Here is a 22,834-nt window from a genome sequence, read left to right on the forward strand (position 1 = left end):
AGGTATATGGTATGATATATTTTGAAATATATTAGAATTTTGTAGAATTGATGTGAAAAAATGAAACAAGAAGTAAAAAACAAACTGTTTTCTATCCTGAAAATTAGTTTTGCTACTGCATTATTTATTTTTGTAGTGATTACGTTATATAGAGAATTATCAGGAATAAACTTTAAAGAAACATTATTTGAATTTAGTAAGATTAATAGACTATCTTTAGTCCTTTTATTTATTGCTGGTGGTGCTTCACTAGTTTTACTATCTATGTATGATATTATTTTAGCTAAAGCTTTAAAAATGAACATCCCAATAGGAAAATTACTTAGAGTCAGCTACATCATTAATGCCTTAAACGCAATTGTTGGATTTGGAGGCTTTATAGGTGCTGGCGTTAGAGCGATGATTTATAAAAACTATACAGAAGATAGAAAGAAATTAGTTCATTATATATCGTTCGTTTTAATATCAATGTTAACAGGACTTAGCTTGTTGTCGTTGTTAGTTGTTTTCCATGTTTTTGATGCTACGATGATCATGGATAAAATCACATGGGTTAGATGGGTATTATATGTAGTTTCCGCCTTTTTACCTCTATTTATTATTTATACTATAGTTAAGCCACCTGATCGTAATAATAGATTTGTTGGTTTATATTGTACATTAGTGTCATGTGTCGAATGGTTAGCTGCGGCAATGGTGTTATATTTTAGTGCTGTTATTGTACATACACACGTATCATTTATGGCTTTTATTGCCATCTTTATTATTGCTGCTTTATCCGGTTTAGTTAGTTTTATTCCTGGAGGTTTTGGTGCATTTGATTTAATCATGCTACTAGGTTTCAAAACATTAGGTGTACCAGAAGAAAAAGCGTTATTAATGCTACTATTGTATCGTTTTGCATATTATTTTGTACCAGTAATTATAGCGTTAATTTTATCATCATTTGAATTTGGTAAATCTGCTAAAAATTATATCGAAGGATCAAAATATTTTATTCCTGCAAAAGATGTTACATCATTTTTAATGTCATATCAAAAAGATGTTGTTGCAAAGATTCCTGCATTATCATTAGCAATTTTAGTATTTTTTACTAGTATGATTTTCTTCGTGAATAACTTAACCATTGTCTACGATGGACTATATGATGGTGAACATTTTGCTTATTATATTACGTTAGCTATTCATACGAGTGCCTGTTTAATACTTTTAGTTAATGTATTTGGGATATATAAGCAAAGTAGACGGGCAATTATTTTTGCGATGATATCTATTTTATTAATTATTGGTGCTACTATATATACTTATGCATCATATATTTTAATTGCTTGGTTAATCATTGTGTTTGCTTTACTTATCTTTGCTTTTAGAAGAACAAGGGTGTTAAAGCGACCATTCAGAATTAGAAAATTAGTGGGTACGGTTATTTTTAGTGCATTCGTTTTATTTATTAATCATGCCTTTATTGCTGGAACTTTATATGCTTTAGATGTATATCATATAGAAGTAGCTACATCATTGTTACGCTATTACTTCTGGATAACTATCTTAGTTATAGCTATTATTGTTGGTGGCATTGCTTGGTTATTTGATTATCAATTTAGTAAAGTAGGCATATCTGCTAAAGTGGAAGACTGTGAAACCATTATTGATAATTATGGTGGAAATTATTTAAGTCACTTAATATATAGTGGCGATAAAAAGTATTTTGCGAATGAACAAAAGACAGCATTTTTAATGTATCGCTATAAAGCAAGTGCGTTAGTTGTCTTAGGTGATCCTATCGGCGATGAAACAGCGTTTGAAGAGCTATTAGAAAGTTTTTATAATTATGCTGAATATCTTGGTTATGATGTTATTTTTTATCAAGTAACCGATCAGCACATGCCGTTATATCATAATTTTGGTAATCAATTCTTTAAATTAGGTGAAGAAGCAATCATTGATTTAACTGAATTTTCTACGTCAGGTAAAAAACGACGTGGTTTTAGGGCAACATTGAATAAATTTGAAGATTTAAATATTACATTTGAAATTATTGAGCCACCATATTCAGCAGCATGTTTAGCTGAATTACAACATGTTAGTGATTTATGGTTAGGTAAAAGAGATGAAATGCATTTTTCTGTGGGACAATTTAAGGAAGAATATTTGACAAAAGCACCTATTGGAGTTATGCGTAATGAAAAGCAAGAAATTATTGCTTTCTGTAGTTTAATGCCTACGTATTTCAACGATGCAATTTCAGTAGATCTTATCAGATGGTTACCAGAATTAGATTTACCATTAATGGATGGATTATACTTGCATATGCTATTGTGGAGTAAGGAGCAGGGATATAAGAAATTCAATATGGGAATGGCTACTTTGTCTAATGTTGGTCAATTACATTATTCTTATTTAAGAGAGCGATTAGCTGGTAGAGTATTTGAACACTTTAATGGTCTATATAGATTCCAGGGATTACGTAAATATAAAGCGAAATATAATCCGAACTGGGAACCACGTTTCTTAGTTTATCGTAAAGATAGTTCATTATGGCAATCATTATCTAAAGTAATGAGAGTTATTCGACATAAATAATTAACGACTCATATACATGAGGATAAGGACAGTCACTTTGTCTGAACCAACTTTATATATAAATATTTTTATAGCAAATAAGACACCCTTAAAGTTATTCGTAGCTAGTTTAACTTTAAGGGTGTTGTCATATTGTGTGGTATTTATATTTAATTTTTATATTTATAGTTTTGTCTATCTTGTTGTTCTTGAGCATAACGTTCAGGATTTTTCTTATAGAAATCTTGATGGTATTCTTCAGCTTTATAAAAAATACTAGCTGGTAAAACCTTAGTAGCAATCGCTTTATCTGCGTCTATAGTGTGCTTTAATTTATCAATATATTGTTCAGCAAGTTCCTTTTGATGTTCATTAGTATAAAAGATAGCAGTTTGATATTGTGGACCACGATCTTGGAATTGACCATCTGGGTCTAAGGGGTCAATAACAGAGAAGAAGACTTCTAACAACTTGTTATAAGAAAATAAAGCAACATCGTATTCTATTTCAACTGTTTCATAATGACCACTTGTGCCTGATTTAACGTCTTCATATGAAGGGTTCTCTAGATGGCCACCCATATAACCAGATGTAACTTGTTCGATGCCATCAAATGTGTCAAATGGTTTCGTCATACACCAAAAGCACCCTCCGGCAAAATAAGCTGTATTTATATTCATTTTTGACAACCTTTCATTAGACCTTAGTACTATTTATTAAGAAATCACTTGCATTTTGAATTATTTTTGTATAACGTTTATATATGATAATTATAGTACACACGAATATATTTTTGAAGATATAAGGTAGGTAAATATGGAAAAAGAAAATAATGATAATGAATATAGACGTCAAGATGAACAAAATAATATAACGTCTAGAAGAACTAAGAAAAAGAAAGTTAGAAAGTTACCTATCATTATTTTAATTATTGTAGTTATATTAATTGCTTTAATTGCATATGTTATACATAGTTATAATAGTGGTATCAAATACGCAGAAAAACATGCTAAAGATACCAAGGTCCATCAATTTAATGGACCAGTTAAAAATGATGGTAAGATTTCTATTCTTGTATTAGGTGCAGATAAAGCACAAGGTGGTCAATCTAGAACAGACTCTATTATGATTGTTCAATATGATTATATTAATAAAAAAATGAAAATGATGTCTGTCATGAGAGATATATATGCTGATATACCTGGATATGGTCAGCATAAGATTAATTCAGCATATACTTTAGGCGGTCCTGAATTACTTCGTAAAACATTAGATAAAAACTTAGGTATTAATCCAGAATATTATGCTGTAGTTGACTTTACAGGTTTTGAAAAAATGATTGATGAATTAATGCCAAATGGTGTACCAATTAATGTTGAGAAAGATATGTCTAAAAATATTGGTGTATCATTAAAAAAAGGACAACATAATTTGAATGGTAAAGAATTATTAGGTTATGCTAGGTTCCGTCATGATCCAGAAGGTGATTTTGGTCGAGTAAGACGTCAACAACAAGTTATGCAGACACTTAGAAAAGAATTAGTCAATTTTAGAACAGTTGTTAAATTACCAAAAGTTGCAGGTATTTTAAGAGGTTATGTTAATACCAGTATGCCAAATTCAGCAATTTTTCAAACAGGTTTAAGTTTTGGTGTTCGTGGTGATAAAGATGTTAAATCGTTAACAGTTCCTATTAAAAACTCATATGAAGATCTTAATACCAATACAGATGGTAGTGCTCTAAAAATAGATAAAGATACTAATAAAAAAGCAATTAAAGAATTTTTATCAAAAGAATAATTATATAACTACTAAATAAAATAGCCTTCAGATGAAACTTGTTATAGTTCATTTGAAGGCTATTTATTATGTTCTTGCATGATAAATTAAGAATGGAACAGACATTACTTTTCTTAAAATTATGCGTAGGTACCCGTCTTGCACATTTAAAGTTAGTTGAATTTACAATCTTTACTAGCTTTTATGCAGCTGTATTTATAAAGCAACTGTAATCCTTTTAAAATTTTAATGACAGCTTCTGCCAACTCTGACCAGATTTATAAAACATTGATTTTTAACATTTTATAAGCCAATAGTTGCTGCCAAGCACATAATATTAAATATAGTATGCTTTATATCCCAAACTCAAGTAGATCAATATTATTGATCAGATTTTCTAACGCCAGCAACACCATAATGATTTGGTTGCATTTCTTCAATTACTACATGGATAGCTTCTCTATTAGCACCTGTAGTTTTTTCCACGGCATTTGTCACTTCACTAACTAAGTTTTTTAATTGATCATCAGAGCGACCCTCTAATAATTTAACATTGATAATTGGCATATCCCAAACCTCCTAAATTTAATTACTTAGAGTATAACATTTTGACGATAAAAATACATAAAATAATAAAACGAACAATCGTTCTTATTATTATTGAAATAGAACATTTGTTCGTATATAATATTTATATATGAGGGAGGAGTAACGATGTACGATTATCATTTGTTAGAAGATAGAGATATACTTTGTATTGATCAGAAAAGCTTCTTTGCTAGTGTATCTTGCATTGAAAAGGGATTAGATCCATTAACAACAAAATTAGCTGTTGTCGCTGATACGAAAAGACAGGGATCAGTTGTGTTAGCTGCAACACCAAAATTAAAAGAATTAGGGGTTAAAACAGGATCTAGACTGTTTGAAATACCACATAGAAATGATATTTATATTATTAATCCTAGTATGCGAAAATATCTTAATATTTCTGTTGCAATTTCTAAAATTGCTTTACGTTATATTGCACCTGAAGATTTACATCAATATAGTATTGACGAGTTTTTTATGGATGTTACGGATAGTTATCATAGGTTTAATTCAACGGTACAAGCTTTTTGTGAAAGATTAAAATATGAAATTTATGAAGAAACAGGTATTCATTGTACAGTTGGAATTGGTTCTAATATGTTGTTGAGTAAAGTTGCTATGGATATTGATGCTAAACATACAGCAAATGGTATTGCAGAATGGAGGTATCAAGATGTACCAACTAAATTATGGCCGATTCAACCATTAAGTACTTTTTGGGGAATAAATAAAAAAACTGAACGTAAGTTGAATAAAAAAGGGATTTTTAGTATTGGAGATTTAGCTAAGTATCCATATCAATTTCTAAAAAGGGATTTTGGAATTATGGGTATTGATATGCATTTGCATGCAAACGGTATTGACCATAGTAAAGTACGTGATAAATACAAAATTAACAACCCATCTATTTGTAAGAGTCAAATATTAATGAGAGATTATCAATTTGATGAAGCTAAAATTGTGATGCAGGAATTAATAGAAGATGTCGCTAGTAGAGTTAGAGCAAGAAAAAAATTGGCAAAAACTATTCATTTTTCATTTGGTTATAACGATGAAGGAGGCGTTCATAAGCAATATACACTAAAAGATCCGACGAATTTAGAAAGTGATATTATCAAAGTGGTAAATTACTTTGCTGAACAACTTTGTGATCATAAAGCGCTATATCGTACACTAAGTGTGTCCTTAAGTCAGTTTATTAATGAAGATGAACGACAACTAAACTTATTTGAAGATGAATACCAGAGAAAGAGAGAAGAATGTTTAGCCAAAACTATTGATCAGTTACATTTAAAATATGGTAAAGGAATAGTTTCTAAAGCAGTGTCATTTACTGACGCTGGTACTAAACATGGTAGATTAGGATTAATGGCAGGACATAAAATGTAGTTATATTATTTAAAAATCGAAATGAAAGTAACAAATATTTGGTAATAACTGTCTGAGTTGTAAGGGGTTGATACATCAACTTCTTACAACTCTAGTCACTTTTAATGTGGCAAAATAATACAGTTATTAGAACATCTATTTTTATATTATTAGATACATTTATTGAATATAACAATCGAAATCACTCAATGCTTCTAAACCACGTTGACGATCATCGGGAGTTTTAAAGCTAATTTGTAAAGCGCCATAAATATCTTCACGAACTTCTAATATTTTTAAGTTGCTTATAGATATATTATGTAAACTTAAAATATTAGTAACTTTGCTAATCATACCCGGTTTATCCGGAATATCAACATATAGATCATACGCTGTAGTAAGGCCACCTAGTTGACTAACAGGTAAAGCATCTCTATAAGCTTTTGCCTGAGCGAAGAACTTAAATAATTGATCAGCATTATTATTTTTTATCATTTCTTCAATTACCGTGAATTGATTTTTTAACTGTTTGAGCATCTCCAAGATGAATTTTTGATTGCTTAAAGTGATATCTTTCCACATTTCTGCGTTACTACTAGCTATACGTGTAATATCTCTAAAGCCACCAGCTGCCAGTTTAGCAACAAGATCATGTTCTTGACCGTTTTGTTCACTTAAATGTACTAAACTTGAAGCCACAATATGAGGTAAATGACTAATTACACTAGTAACTAAATCATGTTCTTTAGCATTGGTTAAAATAAACTTAGCTAGAGTAGGACTAAACAACTGTTTTAAGTAATCAGCAGCTTGTTTATTAGCAACATCATCATAAACTAAAATGAAATATGCATTTTCAAATAGATGTTTTTTTGCATTAAGAACACCAGACTTGTGACTACCGGCCATAGGATGGCCACCGATAAGATGAATATCATGTTGTAGTAATGCATGTTCTAATTGCTGTATATCAGCTTTAGTACTACCAGTATCTGTAACAATAAGACCTGGTTTAGTATTTAAATTAACTAAATTTAATAAGTATTGTTTGGTAATAGTTACAGGAGTAGCATAAACAATTATATCAGCTTTAGTTACTGCGTCTTCATAATTATGATACTGTTCATCAATAATACCAATTGATATTGCTTTTTCTAGTTGGGAGGGGTCTTTATCAAATGCAATAATATTAATATTTGGATTATGATATTTTAGATTACTAGCTAAACTACCACCAATCAATCCTAAACCAACAAATAGTATGGTTGTCATAAGAATCACCTAGTTTCGAAATTTTCAGAATAATAATATTGTAAATGAGGTGATAACTGAGTGCAATAGAAAATAATATAACTATATTTATTAGAATAAATAACTAAAATAAACTACAATAATATTATCAATTTGATAGAGAGGGATAATGGTATGTCAGAAATTCTAGAAACTATAAAAACACTCACTGAAATAAATAGTCCTTCAGGTGATACAGATAAAGCTATTAATTATGTTAAAGATTATGCACAAGAGCTTGGTTATCAAACAACAATTACCAATAAAGGTGCTTTAATCATTCAAGTGGAAGGTCAAAATAATGACTTACAACGATGTATAACTGCACATGTCGATACTTTAGGAGCAATGGTCAAAGAGATAAAAGAAGATGGTCGACTTGCAATAGAATTAATAGGTGGATTTACATACAATGCAATTGAAGGAGAATATTGCGAAATAGCAACAGAAAGTGGTCAAATATATACTGGAACAATTTGTTTACATGAAACGAGTGTACATGTATATAGAAATAATCACGACATTCCACGAGATAAAGCGCATATGGAAATTCGAATAGATGAAGTTACAACTTCTGCCCAAGAGACCAAACAATTAGGGATTGAAGTAGGGGATTTCGTAAGTTTTGATCCACGCACAGTTATTACATCATCAGGATTTATTAAATCAAGACATTTAGATGATAAAGCTAGTGTAGCGATGATATTACATTTATTACAAAGATTAAAAGCTAATCAAATTCAATTGCCTCATACAACACAATTTTATATTTCTAATAATGAAGAAATTGGATATGGAGCTAATGCTTCAATATCTCCTAAAATTAAAGAATTTATTGCTTTAGATATGGGAGCGTTAGGTGATGGTCAAACATCCGATGAATACACTGTATCAATTTGTGCAAAAGATGCATCAGGTCCTTATAATAAACATTTAAAATCACATTTAGTAAACCTATGTAAGATAAACGATATACCATATAAGATAGATATTTATCCATATTATACTTCTGATGCTTCAGCCGCCTTAAAAGCAGGTGCAGATATTAAGCATGGTCTGTTTGGAGCTGGAATTGAATCGTCTCATGCAATGGAACGAACACATATCGACTCTATAAAAGCAACAGAGCAATTATTATATGCATATTGCTTATCTCCAATAGAATAATTTTAAAATAGTTATTGACAAAATAATCTGAAATCTGTATTATACTGCAATATAAGGTAACTTAATAAAGTTCTAAAGAAGTTAGTAGCATATATAACTTGTAGCAAGTAGAAAGTTGATGGGTGATGCAAATCAACACAATATATATAGTGAATTGGACTTTAGAATACAATAATATAGAATTTAAAGTGAACATTAATTATGTTAACTAAGGTGGCACCACGGTAACGCGTCCTTATATAAGTCATGCGTTTCTGTGGTGTCTTTTTATTTCAACAAAATGTAGTAATTGATATTATCGTAGCAACAAGAAAGTTAGTGGGTGATGCAAACTAACACTAATATTAATGAAATTGGGTTTTGTGTAGTAACAACAAAATAGTGAATAAAGTGAACTGAAAAAAGTTTGAATATTCAGTTAATTTAGGTGGTACCACGCGGCAGCGTCCTTTATATTTTATATATAAGGGCGCTTTTTTTATTGGGAGGAGGAAAAATATGAAGATTTGTTATAAAAAAATTAAAGCTAATGTAACACCAGAAGTTCTAGCGCAATTAAAATCGAAGAAAATTATTTTAGAAAGTACAAATCAGCAACAAACAAAGGGGCGTTACTCAATCGTTATATTTGATATCTATGGCACGATAACGCTAGATAATTCTGAATTAAATATTAAAACAAATGAAAAAAATCTAACAATTACAAATAAACCATATAACTACTTAAAAGAATTGGTCAATGAAGATTACCATAAAATAATAGATTTAGAATTACAGCAACTGCCATTTATATCAGGTTATGTTGGAACCTGTAGCTTTGACTTAGTAAGACATGAATTCAAGAAATTGCAAGACATTGAATTACAAGATCATAAACAACATGATGTCAGATTATATATGGTTGAACAGGTGTATGTTTTTGATCATTATAAAGACGAACTATATGTAATAGCTACAAATCAGTTCTCAAAGGTTGACGACCACATACTTAATCAAAAGGTTGATCAAGCAATTGAACAACTCAAAACAATTAAGCCATTTCAAGATTTACCAACTATTGCGAACTTTGAAAAAGATGTAAAAGCGAATATACCAGATCAGCAATTCATCAATATTATAAAATACTATAAAGAGAAAATTACACAAGGAGATATGTTTCAAATTGTTCCATCGAGGATTTATAGCTATCAACATCAGCAAAAAGAACAGTTAGATCAGTTTTCATTTCAACTGTATCAAAAATTAAAAAGACAAAATCCGAGTCCTTATATGTATTATATAAACCTTGATCAAATTCATATTGTTGGTAGTTCACCTGAAAGTTTTGTTCGTGTTGAGAATAATATCGTAATGACGAACCCGATTGCTGGAACAATTAAAAGGGGAGTGACACCTGAAGAAGATCAGCAAAATATAAAACAGTTACTAAATGACCCAAAAGAAATAAGTGAGCATAGTATGTTAGTTGATTTAGGCAGAAATGATATTCATAGAGTAAGTCAAACTGGCACATCAGCAATTACTAAATTAATGACTGTCGAAAAATACGAACATGTCATGCACATTGTTAGTGAAGTTAAAGCAACACTTCAACCACAACTTTCTCCTATGACAGTCATTGCTAATTTACTGCCTACAGGTACAGTATCTGGGGCTCCAAAATTACGAGCTGTTGAAAGACTTTATGAGCAATTTTCATATAAACGAGGTGTCTATAGTGGTGGTGTTGGTTACATTAATTGCAATCATAATTTAGATTTTGCTTTAGCAATTAGAACAATGATGATTGATGAACAAACAGTCAATGTAGAAGCAGGGTGTGGCGTTGTCTTTGACTCTATACCACAAAAAGAATTAGAAGAGACACAATTAAAAGCTAAAAGTTTATTGGAGGTTGAGCCATGATACTTATTATAGATAATTATGATTCATTTACATATAACTTAGTTGATATTGTTGCTAAAGTGAGCGATGTAACAGTACTTTATCCAGATGACAATGAAGTGCTCAATCAGCAAGTAGATGGGGTTATTATTTCACCTGGACCTGGCCACCCACTCGATAATGATCAACTAATAAGAATTATAAATACTTATCAACATAAACCTATTTTAGGAATATGTTTAGGCGCGCAAGCTTTAACTTGTTTTTATGATGGTGAAGTTATTCAAGGACAAAAGGTAATGCACGGTAAAGTAGATACATTAAACCGAAACAAATTACATCAAAGCGTGCTATATCGTAATTTACCACAACAATTTAATATTATGAGGTATCACTCACTGATAAGTAACAAGATTAATTTTCCACAACGTTTAGTTATAACAGGTGAAACAAATGATTGTATACAGTCATACGAACATGAACATTTGCCACATTTTGGAATTCAATATCATCCAGAATCATTTGCCACGCAATATGGTGAACAAATTATTACTAATTTTATCGACTTTGTGAAAGAGAGGGATTACTAATGACATTATTAGCAAAAATTAAATCTACTTCAGTGCTTCAAGAAACTGACATTCAAAAACTAATAGACATCTTAATAAATCCTGAAATGGCAATAAAAATTAAATATAATTATTTAAATGCCTATTCAAATAGGACTATCAATCAACAAGAGCTAACTTATATGGTGAAAAGTTTAATTAAAACAATGTATCCTGTTCAACCTTACTATGAAGGTGGCATGTGTGTATGTGGTACTGGGGGAGATAAATCAAATAGTTTCAATATATCGACTACAGTTGCATTTATTGTAGCCAGTGCTGGCGTTAAAGTTATTAAACATGGCAATAAAAGTGTGACATCACATTCAGGAAGTTCTGATTTACTGAAACAAATGAATTTAACGACAACTTCTGTCAAAGATACACCACAACAACTTGATAACACAAACTTGTCATTTGTTAGTGCAACTGAATCATATCCCATTATGAAACATATGCAAGAAGTAAGAAAAATGGTAGGCAAGCCTACTATATTAAATTTAGTCGGACCACTAATTAATCCATATAGATTAACGTATCAAATGGTAGGTATATTTGATCCTTCTAAATTACCACTAGTAGTACAAACAATAAAAGATCTAGGTAGAAAAAGAGCAATTGTTGTCCATGGCGCTAATGGTATGGATGAAGCAACTTTATCTGGAGATAATTTGATTTATGAATTAGATGAACATGGACATATCAAGCATTACAAACTTAATGCTAAAGACTATGGCATAGCGTTCGCACCAAATAGTGCTTTAAAAGGAGGAAGTCCAGAAGAAAATTTAGCTATCACACTTAATATTTTAAATGGAACAGATAAATCTTGTCGTCGCGATGTTGTTGTTCTAAATGCAGCTTTATGTCTCTACGTCGCCGAAAAAACACCTTCAATTGCCGCGGGTATTATACTTGCACAACAACTTATTGATAACGGTAAAGCATTTAAAAAATATGAACAATTGAGAGGTGAATTTAAATGACGATTTTACAAGATATTGTTAGCTATAAAAAGAAATTATTAGCTGAAGGTTACTATCAAGAAAAACTTCACAGCTTAAAAAATTTGAAAATTCAGAATAAAAGTTCGCTAATATCATATATAAAAGACAGTCAAGAGTTAGCTATTATTGCAGAAATTAAATCAAAGAGCCCCACAGTTAATAATTTACCAACCCGAAATTTAAATCAACAAGTACAAGCATATGAAAAATATGGTGCTAATGCCATTTCAGTTTTAACAGATGAACACTATTTTGCAGGAAGTTTTGAACGGTTACAAACTTTAACAACACAGACGACCTTACCAATATTATGTAAAGATTTTATTATTGATCCGCTTCAAATCGATGTAGCTAAAAAAGCTGGGGCATCAATTATTTTACTTATAGTAAATATTTTAACTGATCAACAATTGCTAAATCTTTATCAATATGCACATTCTCTAAATTTAGAAGTACTGGTTGAGGTACATGACCAGTTAGAATTAGAACGAGCTTATGCTATTAATGCACAAATTATAGGTATTAATAATCGTGATTTAAAACGCTTTGTTACAGATGTTAATCATACTAATTTAATTCTCAACAATAAACATAAACAGGATAATCACTACTATATTTCAGAAAGTGGAATTCATAGTGTTGATGATGTTAAGCAAATTATCAATAGTGGTATTGATGGATTATTAATTGGTGAAGCTTTAATGAGATGTGACCATTTAGAACAATTTTTACCTCAATTAAAAATACGAAAGGTACAAAAATAATGAAATTAAAATTTTGTGGTTTTCAAACTTTGCAAGATGTTAAAAATGCCTCAGCACTACCTATTGATGCCATAGGTTTTATTCATTATGAAAAAAGTAAACGACATCAAACGATTCAACAAATAGCCCGATTAACAACTTTAATACCCAAACAAATTGATAAAGTTGTAGTAGTAGTTAATCCAGATTTTTCAACTGTAAAGCAACTTGTCAGTGAAACTTGTATTAATGCTATACAATTCCATGGTTTAGAATCTTTAGATTTGATAACAACTGTTAAACATGACTTCCCAACTTTAAAAATAATAAAAGCTCTACCTGCTGATAACAGTTTAAGTGACCGAATAAACAAATATAATGATATTGTTGATTTGTTTATTATAGACACACCTTCAAATAATTATGGAGGTACTGGCAAAAGTTATGATTGGGCAATTTTAAATTCTATACCCACTGATATTTCTTACTTAATAGCTGGTGGCATTGACGCTCAAAGTATTGATGAGATATCAAAATTAAACCTTACACACCAAGGTTATGATATTGCTTCAGGTATAGAAACTAATCATAAAAAAGACTTTATAAAAATGACAAATATCGTAAATAAGGTAAAAGGAGATTTATAAATGAAACAGAATATACAAACAGAAGCAGATGAACTAGGATTTTTCGGACAATATGGAGGACAATACGTACCAGAAACATTAATGCCTGCAATTATAGAATTAAAAAAGGCATATCAACTAGCTAAAAATGATGTAGCATTTCAACAAGAATTAGAGTATTATTTGAAAAATTATGTTGGAAGAGAAACACCTTTAACGTATGCAAAATCTTATAGTGAAAGTCTAGGCGGAGCAAAAATTTATTTAAAGAGAGAAGATTTGAACCATACTGGTGCACATAAAATTAATAATGCTTTAGGTCAAGCACTATTAGCAAAGCGTATGGGAAAAAATAAATTAGTTGCAGAAACAGGGGCTGGACAGCATGGTGTAGCAAGTGCAACTGTTGCAGCATTATTTGATATGGATTTGGTTGTTTTCATGGGTAGTGAAGATATTGCTAGACAACAATTAAATGTTTTCCGAATGGAGCTACTAGGTGCCAAAGTTATCTCAGTCGATGATGGTCAAGGTACATTATCAGATGCCGTAAATAAAGCATTACAATATTGGGTGAGTCATGTTGATGATACACATTATTTACTGGGATCAGCATTAGGACCAGACCCATTCCCAACAATGGTAAGAGATTTTCAAAGTGTTATAGGAAATGAAATAAAAGATCAAATATTAGCTATTGAAAATCGATTGCCAGATGCTGTGGTAGCCTGCATTGGCGGAGGATCAAATGCTATTGGTACATTTTATCCATTTATTAAAGACGATGTTGCATTGTTTGGGGTCGAAGCAGCTGGCCAAGGTGAAAATACTAATAAACATGCTTTAGCTATCGGTAAAGGCAAACCTGGCGTATTACATGGTTCAAAAATGTATCTTATTCAGGACGACTATGGTCAAGTCCAATTAGCCCATTCTATTTCAGCTGGGTTAGATTATCCTGGTATAGGCCCAGAGCATTCATACTATCAAGATATAGGTCGTGTGAGTTATAAAAATGCAAGTGATCAACAAGCTATGGATGCTTTAATTAACTTTACTAAGCATGAAGGCATAATACCAGCAATCGAAAGCGCACATGCTTTAAGTTATGTTGAAGAATTAGCACCCACATTGTCAAAAGATAAAATAATTGTTGTAACTATTTCTGGACGTGGTGACAAAGATATGGAAACTATTCGTAAATATACTGAACAAAGAGGTGTTCAACATGACTAAATTATTTATACCTTACATTATGGCAAATAAAAATTTCATTCAACATGCTAAATTGTTAAGTGATAATGGTGCAGATATTATCGAGATAGGCGTTCCTTTTTCAGATCCAGTTGCAGATGGTCCAATTATTATGGAGGCTGGTCAACGAGCAATAAAAGAAGGTGTCACAATAAATTATATCTTTGAAGAATTAGAGCAACATAAAAAAGATATTTCAGCTAAATACGTTTTAATGACATATTATAATATTATTTGTAATTATGGCGAAGCTGCATTTATGCAACAATGTCAACAAGCTGGTGTTTATGGACTTATCATTCCTGATCTACCATTTGAATTAACAGAACAATTACGACAACATTATAGTGATTTAAATATCAAAATCATATCATTAGTCGCAATGACTACTGATAAAGAACGTATGACTAACATTATTAATAAAGCTGAAGGATTTATATACACAGTGACAATGAATGCCACAACTGGTTCTGATGGTAAATTCCATCCAAAACTAAAACAAAAAATTAATAACATCAAAGAACAAGCTAAAGTTCCTGTAGTGGCCGGATTTGGAATCAAAACTGTGGAACATGTCCAAGATATTATAGATGTGGCAGACGGTGTAGTCATCGGTAGTGAGATTGTTAAAAGATTTGAGGAACAATCACAGCAAGACATCATCAATTATTTAAACGATATTTCTAATGTATTAAATAATAATTAGTTTTAATACGTTTTAAAATGGTTAAATATAAATGTATTATTCAAGTAATATGGGTGAATTAATTGCCTATATTACTTTTTGTCGTTAGCATTCAAAATGGTTTGATATAACTGATAAAATATATGTTCTTATGTGAGCAAATATTTTAGTTTTGACTATTTCTATTGTATAATAATTTAGATTAGATATATTATCATCTAAGTTATTTTTTAAATAAGAAATAGATATATTTTTGAGTGGAAATGAATATAAATTATGCGAGATAAATATAGGAGTAATGAATATGAAGTTTACAAATTTGACTGCTAAAGAATTCGGCGATTTTACTGATAGTATGCCTTATAGTCACTTTACCCAAATGGTAGAAAATTATGAATTAAAGGTAGCTGAAGGTAAAGAAACACATTTAGTAGGTATTAAAAACAACAACAATGAAGTTATTGCAGCATGCATGCTTACTGCTGTACCAGTATTAAAAATATTTAAATATTTTTATTCCAATCGCGGACCAGTTATTGATTTTGATAATAAAGAATTAGTACATTTCTTTTTTAATGAATTATCAAAATACGTTAAAAATCATCATGCTTTATATTTACATGTTGATCCTTACTTACCGTATCAATTCTTAAATCATGATGGTGAACTGATTGCTAATGCAGGAAATGATTGGTTCTTTGATAAAATGCATCAATTAGGTTTCAACCATACAGGTTTTCATAAAGGATTTGATGATGTCTTACAGATTAGATATCATTCAGTACTTGATTTAACAGACAAAACGGCTAATGATGTTTTGAAAGGCATGGATAGTTTAAGAAAGAGAAATACTAAAAAGGTTAAAAAGAACGGGGTAAAAGTTAGATTCTTAACTGAAGACGAATTACCTATTTTCAGATCGTTTATGGAAGATACATCGGAAACTAAAGACTTTGCTGATAGAGCTGATTCATTCTATTATAATCGTCTTAAGTATTATAAAGGTCGCGCATTAGTGCCATTAGCATATATTGATTTTAATGAATACCTCATTGAACTTAACAATGAACGTGAAATATTAACTAAGGATATTAATAAAGCGTTAAAAGATATAGACAAACATCCAGATAATAAAAAAGCTTATAATAAAAGAGATAACTTGCAACAGCAATTAGATGCTAACCAACAAAAAATCGATGAAGCTAAACAATTACAGCAAGAACATGGAAATGAATTACCAATTTCAGCTGGTTTCTTCATTATCAATCCATTTGAAGTTGTTTATTATGCTGGTGGTACTGCCAATGAATTTAGACATTTTGCAGGAAGTTATGCAGTACAATGGGAAATGATAAATTACGCCTTAAACCATGGTATTGATCGCTATAACTTCTATGGTGTAAGTGGTCGTTTTACTGAAGATGCTGAAGACGCAGGGGTAGTTAAATTTAAAAAAGGTTACAATGCTGAAATTATTGAATATGTCGGTGATTTTATTAAACCAATAAACAAACCTATGTATGCTTTATATAATGGACTTAAAAAAATTAAAGATAGAATTTTATAGGAGAGGAATTAACTAAAATGAAATTTACAGAGTTAACTGTTACTGAATTTGACAACTTTGTTCAAAATCCATCATTAGAAAGTCACTATTTTCAAGTGAAAGAAAATATTGCAACTCGTGAAAATGATGGCTTTGAGGTCGTATTATTAGGTATTAAAGATGATAATAACAAAGTAATCGCAGCGAGCCTTTTCTCTAAAATTCCTACAATGGGAAGTTATGTTTATTATTCAAATCGTGGACCTGTCATGGACTATTCTGATTTAGGTTTAGTAGACTTTTATTTAAAAGAATTAGAAAAATATTTACATCAACATCAATGTTTATATGTCAAAATGGATCCTTATTGGATTTATCAACTATATGATAAAGATGTTGTTCCTTTCCCTGATAGCGAAAAAAATGATGCTTTAGTAAACTTATTTAAGTCTCATGGCTATGAACATCATGGATTTACAACTACCTATGATACTTCTAGTCAGGTTAGATGGATGGGCGTATTAAATTTAGAAGGTAAAACACCTGCTACATTGAAGAAAGAATTTGATAGTCAACGTAAAAGAAATATAAATAAAGCGATAAACTACGGAGTGAAAGTAAGATTTTTAGCAAGAGATGAATTTAATATCTTCTTAGACTTATATCGTGAAACTGAAGAACGTACTGGCTTCGTGTCAAAAACTGATGATTATTTCTATAATTTTGTCGATACTTACGGTGATAAAATCTTAGTGCCATTAGCTTATATTGATTTAGACGACTATGTCTTACAATTACAAACTGATTTAAATGACAAAGAAACTCGTCGAGATGATATGATGGCTAAAGAAAACAAAACGGATAAGCAAATTAAAAAAATCTCAGAATTAGATAAGCAAATAGATCATGATAAAAAAGAACTATTGCATGCCAGTGAACTCAGAAAAACTGACGGACCAATTTTAAATCTTGCTTCTGGCGTCTATTTTGCTAATGCCTATGAAGTAAATTACTTCTCAGGTGGTTCTTCAGAAAAATACAATCAATATATGGGTCCTTATATGATGCATTGGTTCATGATAAATTATTGCTTTGACAATGGTTATGATCGCTACAATTTTTATGGTTTATCTGGAGATTTCACGGAGAATAGTGAAGATTATGGAGTTTATCGCTTTAAACGTGGATTCAATGTTCAAATTGAAGAATTAATAGGGGACTTCTATAAACCTATTCATAAAGTTAAATATTGGTTGTTCACGACTTTAAACCGCCTTCGTCAAAAATTGAAAAAATAATTTACGATTTTAAGCACTTGTGGTTAATATGCCGTAAGTGCTTTTTGTTTCAAAATTAACAAAGTTGATACTATTATTAATTCATATTGCATCTTACACAACATATATTAGCATATGTTAAACATTTCACAATAAATCAATCATGAGAAATTTTTAATTTAATTATTATAAATTGTCATTTTCAAAACATGAATTAAATTTAGATAAGTTGCATTTAAAGTACGCATCTTCTATACAATTATATTATTGTTAAAATAAACATATTCAACTAAAGCTATAGTGAGCTAATTCAATGATAGCAATATAAAAATTAGAAATAACAACTTAGATATAAATTCTATCTTAGGTAATTAGATTTTCAAATTATGTGACTATAGAAATTTAAATGGATATTATGAACAGATCTATAAATATAATGACTATCTATTAGTATAATTGGTTTTCAATATTTAGTTTACATAATATATATTATAGGAAGTTATATATTTAGCTAAAAAAGAGCCATTTGTTGCTTCCTCTTATTATATACGCTTACCTATTAAGTTATGGTATAATCAAATTCAATTTTATTTTGGAGTGATTTGATGAAATTTGTTTTTGATATCGATGGAACGTTATGTTTCAATGGTCAATGTATTGATGCACCAATTATTACCAGTTTAAAACAATTGCAACAACATGGTCATGAACTTATATTTGCATCTGCTAGACCCATACGTGATTTGTTACCAGTTTTACCAGCTGAATTTCATAATCATACATTGATTGGCGCTAATGGCGCTATGTATTCACAACAACAACACATTCAAGTTATCAGACCAATAAGCAATCAAATATATCAACATATTATAGATATCATTACTAAATATAACTTAGATTATATTATTGATGATGACTGGAATTATGCAGCACATATAGACGCTGACAATGCGATTTATGAGCGTTTAGATCCACATAAGCTGGCTCATTGTATCTCAATGTCTCAAATATCAGCACCAATTAAAGTGATTTTATTAAATATAGAACCAACAGCAATCACCGCAATTCAAAAAGAATTAACTCCATATCAAAATCATCTAGAAATCATTAACCATAGTAATGAATTTAACATTGATATTACTGCTAAAGATATTAATAAATACACTGCTTTGCAATATATTTATGGTCGTGATGTTGAATATATTGCATTTGGTAATGACCACAATGATATAGTAATGCTACAACATGCTAGCCAAGGTTTTATTGTAGACTCAACACCACACGAAACATCGATGATTATAGATATGTCAACAATTCAACATCTTAATAATAATAGTAAGGAACTTGCTAATAAAATACTTAGTTTTATATAAAATTTTAATCTCAAAGGCATATCATTCAGCGAATTTGATAATGCGCTATTAACCGAATTAGACATTTACCCTTGTTTAAATCGTTATTATTTCGATTTATAGAAGGGTAAATGTTCCTCTACTAAAAATCATCAAATTCTTCCTCTAATCCATATAAATGTGCCATTTCTCGTTGTTCAATTAATGAAGTTAAATATGCTTGTCTAACTTCTTGTTCCGACATATTATTGACTTGTTCTTTCAAATCATTAATCCATAGATCTTCCCTTTCTTCGTAATCCTCAATTTCTGCATCTATTTTCTGCTGGTAAGCTTGAGCTTCACTTGGAAAGGAACTAAAAAATGTTGCGACAATATGTTTACAAACAACGCGTCTACCATTAGCGTGCGGACAATTGCAATTTGATTTTCTGGGATGATCAGCATCTAAATGAATTCGATAAATTTTATTATGACTACCTTTGACATCAGCATCGAATTGATAATCAGCTAGTCTTTTGAGCGTAATAACACAGTCTTCGTTAAAATAATTAAAACCTCTTACCACTGAACGATAGCTTGCCACATCTAAAATCCCCATATATATCTCACCTTTGCTTTAATCAATTATAGTTTAATAGTTAGTTACTTTAGTGATATAAAAACTTGTCAAATATACATTAACATACATACTTCGTTAAAATACACTAGTCAATAAAAATGTAGCACGAAAAGCATGCGACATGCATACCATTCGTGCTAATTTACCAGTGTATTAAATTCTATCTAAATGGAGCAAATCATAGTTCTCTAATCTTTCGGTTATGTTAATTAAATGTAGCGATTAATTCTTTAGTGTATGGATGTCGATTGCTGTTAAATAATTGAGCCGTTGTAAAATCATCAACAATAACGCCATCTTTCAATACTATGATACGTTCTACTGTGCGCTGTAATACAGATAAATCATGCGAAATAATAATGAGGTTAACTACATTCATTACATCTTGTTGTTTTAATATGTCAATAACATTTTGTTCTGCTATGACATCTAAATTAGATGTGATTTCATCACAAATTAAAATGTCTGGCTGTGCTAATAAAGTTCTCATAACATTAAAACGTTGTAATTGCCCACCGCTCAACGTGAAAGGTAATTGCTGTAATAATTGAGCATCTAAGTTTAATTTTGAAATATAATGATTGATGCTTTGCTCTATATCATGGTCGTTCTTCATATTGTTATAGTATTTTAAAGCTTCCTGTAATGATTCATAAATAGTCCAATCTGGATTAAAACTATCATAAGCATGTTGAAATATTGGTAAAATATTAGAACTATTGCATGTTAGTTGACCTTGAACGGGTTGTAATAATCCCAAAATTAGATTAGCTAAAGTACTTTTACCAGAACCACTTTCACCTAAAATACCTACTTTTTCAAAATCATGAATTGTTAAATTTATATCTTTTAAAATAGGTTGCTTTTTATTATAACTAAATGATAAGTGTTTAATGTCAATCATATGAATCCCTCTTTAATTTAGTTCGATAATTAATAAGTTGTTGAGTATATATGTTTAAGTGATTACTATTAAAGTGTTCTATAGAGCCTTGATCTATGATATGACCATCTTTTAACACATTGATATAATCACTATATCTCAATACGTGACTCATATTATGTGTAATAATTAATAATGTATTATGATGATCACGAACGACATGTTCTAACAATTCCATCACTTTATAACCATTTAAAATATCTAACGATGCTACAGGTTCATCAGCAATGATTAATTGTGGGTCCAACATGAGTACACTAGCGATGTAGATTCGCTCTAATTGACCTCCTGAAAGCTGAAAACTATATCTATCTAATAATGAAGTATCCTTTAAATTTACCCATGTTAATGCCTCAGTTACTTTAGCTAACGCAGCTTTCTTTGACACATTGAAATGCGTACGATAAATCGCTATTAATTGCTTCCCTAATTTAGTATGATCATTAAAGCTTTGAGCATAATTTTGTGAAATATAGCCTATTTTACGACCGAAATAACTATGAATATCTTTTATTGGGTGACTTTCAAATAAATACTGATCATAATGACAGCTAATATTTGAAGGTAAAAAGTCTAATAATGCTTTAGCTGTTAAACTCTTACCTGCCCCACTTTCACCTATCAACGCGTTAATCTTATGTGGATAAATAGTCAAGTCGATACCATCAATAATATTTTGACCATCTTGGCTTGTAATGCGTAGATTTTGTATATCAATGAGACCCATGATCATCACCTCTTCTAGTTAATAAACTATCTCGTAGTGCATCTCCTGTTAAGTTAAACAATAAAATGGTTATAGCAATAACTGTAGCAGGTGCAATAATCATTACAGGATGAGATGCAATGAAATCTCGACCCAATTGTAGCATTGCCCCCCATTCTGGTGAAGGTGGTTGAGCACCTAACCCTAAAAATGATAGTGAACTTATATATAATATAATTTTGCCAAAATCGACAATCATTAAGACAATAATTGAAGGTACGATTTTAGGGACTAAATGTTTTAGCAAAATAACTATTGTTGGAACTTTAAATAGTTGAGCCATTTGGATATATGATTTACTAACTTCACTACTAACAATACTACGAGTAACGCGTGTATAATTCATCCATTTAATTACTGTTATTGCTAATACTAAATTCCATATACTTGGTTGAAAGAAACTAGCTAACGCAATCATAATGACAAATTCTGGAATACTTAGCCCAATATCTATTAATCTTAATATTATACTTTCAATCCATCCTTTTTTATAACCAGCAATTAAACCCAATGGTACTCCAATAATTACCGTAGCAATGAGTGTAAGAATAGTGACAAATAAAGTCGTTCTTGCTCCTACAACTACTCTGGTAAATAAATCGCGACCATAATCATCTGTACCAAGTAAATGATGCCAACTTATAGGTTCAAAAGTCTGAGCTAAATTAACTTTTACTGCATCATCACTATTAACAACAAATTGCAAAATGATGAAAAGTAATATATAGAAAGCAAATAAATAATATATGATATGTTGTTTTTTTATA

General features: G+C 30.3%; 21 protein-coding genes. 14 read left to right on the top strand and 7 right to left on the bottom strand.

Going from position 1 to position 22,834, the window contains the following annotated elements:
- The first annotated feature begins 60 nt into the window (after window positions 1–60).
- Window positions 61–2,583 (top strand): bifunctional lysylphosphatidylglycerol flippase/synthetase MprF, encoded by a 2,523-nt coding sequence (gene mprF, locus J3R86_RS05335; RefSeq protein ID WP_207518389.1) that lies wholly within the window; start codon window positions 61–63, stop codon window positions 2,581–2,583.
- Window positions 2,584–2,732: 149 nt separating this feature from the next.
- Here the strand turns inward: mprF and msrA are convergent, their stop codons facing one another.
- Window positions 2,733–3,242, bottom strand: a complete 510-nt coding sequence (gene msrA, locus J3R86_RS05340) for a peptide-methionine (S)-S-oxide reductase MsrA (protein WP_207518390.1) — start codon at window positions 3,240–3,242, stop codon at window positions 2,733–2,735.
- A gap of 136 nt (window positions 3,243–3,378) precedes the next feature.
- On the opposite strand from msrA, the gene J3R86_RS05345 reads away from it, so the two are divergent.
- Window positions 3,379–4,362 (top strand): LCP family protein, encoded by a 984-nt coding sequence (locus tag J3R86_RS05345; protein ID WP_207518391.1) that lies wholly within the window; start codon window positions 3,379–3,381, stop codon window positions 4,360–4,362.
- A 360-nt stretch (window positions 4,363–4,722) separates the two neighbouring features.
- On the opposite strand, the gene J3R86_RS05350 is transcribed toward J3R86_RS05345, so the two are convergent.
- A complete protein-coding gene (locus J3R86_RS05350; RefSeq protein ID WP_002464985.1) occupies window positions 4,723–4,908 on the bottom strand; it encodes a 2-hydroxymuconate tautomerase in 186 nt (61 codons plus the stop codon).
- Window positions 4,909–5,055: 147 nt separating this feature from the next.
- On the opposite strand from J3R86_RS05350, the gene J3R86_RS05355 reads away from it, so the two are divergent.
- Complete coding sequence (locus J3R86_RS05355) at window positions 5,056–6,318, top strand: Y-family DNA polymerase (RefSeq protein ID WP_207518392.1); 1,263 nt, start codon at window positions 5,056–5,058, stop codon at window positions 6,316–6,318.
- A gap of 159 nt (window positions 6,319–6,477) precedes the next feature.
- On the opposite strand, the gene J3R86_RS05360 is transcribed toward J3R86_RS05355, so the two are convergent.
- Window positions 6,478–7,569, bottom strand: coding sequence for a prephenate dehydrogenase (locus J3R86_RS05360; protein ID WP_207518393.1), 1,092 nt, complete (start codon window positions 7,567–7,569; stop codon window positions 6,478–6,480).
- Window positions 7,570–7,722: 153 nt separating this feature from the next.
- Here J3R86_RS05360 and J3R86_RS05365 point away from each other — a divergent pair, with 153 nt between their 5' ends.
- The 11 genes from J3R86_RS05365 (at window position 7,723) to J3R86_RS05415 (ending at window position 19,757) form a co-directional block, all read left to right on the top strand.
- The gene (locus tag J3R86_RS05365; RefSeq protein ID WP_207518394.1) at window positions 7,723–8,754 is read left to right on the top strand and encodes a M42 family metallopeptidase; all 1,032 of its coding nucleotides are present in this window, start codon (window positions 7,723–7,725) and stop codon (window positions 8,752–8,754) included.
- Between the two features lie 498 nt (window positions 8,755–9,252).
- Complete coding sequence (locus J3R86_RS05370) at window positions 9,253–10,659, top strand: anthranilate synthase component I (RefSeq protein WP_207518395.1); 1,407 nt, start codon at window positions 9,253–9,255, stop codon at window positions 10,657–10,659.
- A complete protein-coding gene (locus J3R86_RS05375) occupies window positions 10,656–11,228 on the top strand; it encodes an anthranilate synthase component II (protein WP_207518396.1) in 573 nt (190 codons plus the stop codon). Before J3R86_RS05370 ends, J3R86_RS05375 begins: the two co-directional genes overlap by 4 nt.
- Entirely contained in the window at window positions 11,228–12,232 is a 1,005-nt protein-coding gene (trpD, locus tag J3R86_RS05380; protein ID WP_207518397.1) for an anthranilate phosphoribosyltransferase, read from the top strand. Before J3R86_RS05375 ends, trpD begins: the two co-directional genes overlap by 1 nt.
- Complete coding sequence (gene trpC / locus J3R86_RS05385) at window positions 12,229–13,017, top strand: indole-3-glycerol phosphate synthase TrpC (protein ID WP_207518398.1); 789 nt, start codon at window positions 12,229–12,231, stop codon at window positions 13,015–13,017. Before trpD ends, trpC begins: the two co-directional genes overlap by 4 nt.
- The gene (locus J3R86_RS05390) at window positions 13,017–13,643 is read left to right on the top strand and encodes a phosphoribosylanthranilate isomerase (RefSeq protein ID WP_207518399.1); all 627 of its coding nucleotides are present in this window, start codon (window positions 13,017–13,019) and stop codon (window positions 13,641–13,643) included. Before trpC ends, J3R86_RS05390 begins: the two co-directional genes overlap by 1 nt.
- The gene (trpB, locus tag J3R86_RS05395) at window positions 13,644–14,858 is read left to right on the top strand and encodes a tryptophan synthase subunit beta (RefSeq protein WP_207518400.1); all 1,215 of its coding nucleotides are present in this window, start codon (window positions 13,644–13,646) and stop codon (window positions 14,856–14,858) included.
- A complete protein-coding gene (gene trpA, locus J3R86_RS05400) occupies window positions 14,851–15,582 on the top strand; it encodes a tryptophan synthase subunit alpha (RefSeq protein WP_207518401.1) in 732 nt (243 codons plus the stop codon). Before trpB ends, trpA begins: the two co-directional genes overlap by 8 nt.
- A 283-nt stretch (window positions 15,583–15,865) precedes the next feature.
- Window positions 15,866–17,128, top strand: a complete 1,263-nt coding sequence (locus J3R86_RS05405; protein ID WP_207518402.1) for an aminoacyltransferase — start codon at window positions 15,866–15,868, stop codon at window positions 17,126–17,128.
- Window positions 17,129–17,145: 17 nt separating this feature from the next.
- On the top strand, window positions 17,146–18,405 hold the full coding sequence (locus tag J3R86_RS05410) for an aminoacyltransferase (RefSeq protein ID WP_207518403.1): 1,260 nt from the start codon (window positions 17,146–17,148) through the stop codon (window positions 18,403–18,405).
- Between the two features lie 584 nt (window positions 18,406–18,989).
- Complete coding sequence (locus J3R86_RS05415; protein WP_207518404.1) at window positions 18,990–19,757, top strand: Cof-type HAD-IIB family hydrolase; 768 nt, start codon at window positions 18,990–18,992, stop codon at window positions 19,755–19,757.
- Window positions 19,758–19,878: 121 nt separating this feature from the next.
- On the opposite strand, the gene J3R86_RS05420 is transcribed toward J3R86_RS05415, so the two are convergent.
- The 4 genes from J3R86_RS05420 to nikC all read right to left on the bottom strand — a co-directional run bounded on the left by J3R86_RS05420 (window position 19,879) and on the right by nikC (window position 22,833).
- On the bottom strand, window positions 19,879–20,337 hold the full coding sequence (locus tag J3R86_RS05420) for an SWIM zinc finger family protein (RefSeq protein ID WP_207518405.1): 459 nt from the start codon (window positions 20,335–20,337) through the stop codon (window positions 19,879–19,881).
- A 226-nt stretch (window positions 20,338–20,563) separates the two neighbouring features.
- Window positions 20,564–21,262, bottom strand: coding sequence for an ABC transporter ATP-binding protein (locus J3R86_RS05425; protein WP_207518406.1), 699 nt, complete (start codon window positions 21,260–21,262; stop codon window positions 20,564–20,566).
- A complete protein-coding gene (locus J3R86_RS05430) occupies window positions 21,255–22,028 on the bottom strand; it encodes an ATP-binding cassette domain-containing protein (protein WP_207518407.1) in 774 nt (257 codons plus the stop codon). The genes J3R86_RS05425 and J3R86_RS05430 overlap by 8 nt, the downstream gene beginning before the upstream one ends.
- Window positions 22,015–22,833 carry a nickel transporter permease gene (gene nikC / locus J3R86_RS05435; protein WP_431607773.1) on the bottom strand — a complete coding sequence of 273 codons (819 nt, stop codon included), beginning with the start codon at window positions 22,831–22,833 and terminating at the stop codon, window positions 22,015–22,017. The genes J3R86_RS05430 and nikC overlap by 14 nt, the downstream gene beginning before the upstream one ends.
- Window position 22,834: the final 1 nt, after the last annotated feature.

It is taken from the genome of Staphylococcus simiae (genome assembly GCF_017357005.1).
Classification (GTDB): domain Bacteria; phylum Bacillota; class Bacilli; order Staphylococcales; family Staphylococcaceae; genus Staphylococcus; species Staphylococcus simiae_A.

Bases quoted from the DNA above. Each gene is read 5' to 3' on its own strand.
- J3R86_RS05350 (WP_002464985.1), bottom strand. From the start codon at position 4,908: ATGCCAATTATCAATGTTAAATTATTAGAGGGTCGCTCTGATGATCAA.
- J3R86_RS05410 (WP_207518403.1), top strand. From the start codon at position 17,146: ATGAAATTTACAGAGTTAACTGTTACTGAATTTGACAACTTTGTTCAA.
- J3R86_RS05430 (WP_207518407.1), bottom strand. From the start codon at position 22,028: ATGGGTCTCATTGATATACAAAATCTACGCATTACAAGCCAAGATGGT.
- J3R86_RS05365 (WP_207518394.1), top strand. From the start codon at position 7,723: ATGTCAGAAATTCTAGAAACTATAAAAACACTCACTGAAATAAATAGT.
- msrA (WP_207518390.1), bottom strand. From the start codon at position 3,242: ATGAATATAAATACAGCTTATTTTGCCGGAGGGTGCTTTTGGTGTATG.
- J3R86_RS05375 (WP_207518396.1), top strand. From the start codon at position 10,656: ATGATACTTATTATAGATAATTATGATTCATTTACATATAACTTAGTT.
- trpD (WP_207518397.1), top strand. From the start codon at position 11,228: ATGACATTATTAGCAAAAATTAAATCTACTTCAGTGCTTCAAGAAACT.
- J3R86_RS05370 (WP_207518395.1), top strand. From the start codon at position 9,253: ATGAAGATTTGTTATAAAAAAATTAAAGCTAATGTAACACCAGAAGTT.
- J3R86_RS05405 (WP_207518402.1), top strand. From the start codon at position 15,866: ATGAAGTTTACAAATTTGACTGCTAAAGAATTCGGCGATTTTACTGAT.
- mprF (WP_207518389.1), top strand. From the start codon at position 61: ATGAAACAAGAAGTAAAAAACAAACTGTTTTCTATCCTGAAAATTAGT.
- trpC (WP_207518398.1), top strand. From the start codon at position 12,229: ATGACGATTTTACAAGATATTGTTAGCTATAAAAAGAAATTATTAGCT.
- J3R86_RS05355 (WP_207518392.1), top strand. From the start codon at position 5,056: ATGTACGATTATCATTTGTTAGAAGATAGAGATATACTTTGTATTGAT.
- J3R86_RS05360 (WP_207518393.1), bottom strand. From the start codon at position 7,569: ATGACAACCATACTATTTGTTGGTTTAGGATTGATTGGTGGTAGTTTA.
- J3R86_RS05425 (WP_207518406.1), bottom strand. From the start codon at position 21,262: ATGATTGACATTAAACACTTATCATTTAGTTATAATAAAAAGCAACCT.
- trpB (WP_207518400.1), top strand. From the start codon at position 13,644: ATGAAACAGAATATACAAACAGAAGCAGATGAACTAGGATTTTTCGGA.
- J3R86_RS05415 (WP_207518404.1), top strand. From the start codon at position 18,990: ATGAAATTTGTTTTTGATATCGATGGAACGTTATGTTTCAATGGTCAA.
- trpA (WP_207518401.1), top strand. From the start codon at position 14,851: ATGACTAAATTATTTATACCTTACATTATGGCAAATAAAAATTTCATT.
- J3R86_RS05345 (WP_207518391.1), top strand. From the start codon at position 3,379: ATGGAAAAAGAAAATAATGATAATGAATATAGACGTCAAGATGAACAA.
- J3R86_RS05420 (WP_207518405.1), bottom strand. From the start codon at position 20,337: ATGGGGATTTTAGATGTGGCAAGCTATCGTTCAGTGGTAAGAGGTTTT.
- J3R86_RS05390 (WP_207518399.1), top strand. From the start codon at position 13,017: ATGAAATTAAAATTTTGTGGTTTTCAAACTTTGCAAGATGTTAAAAAT.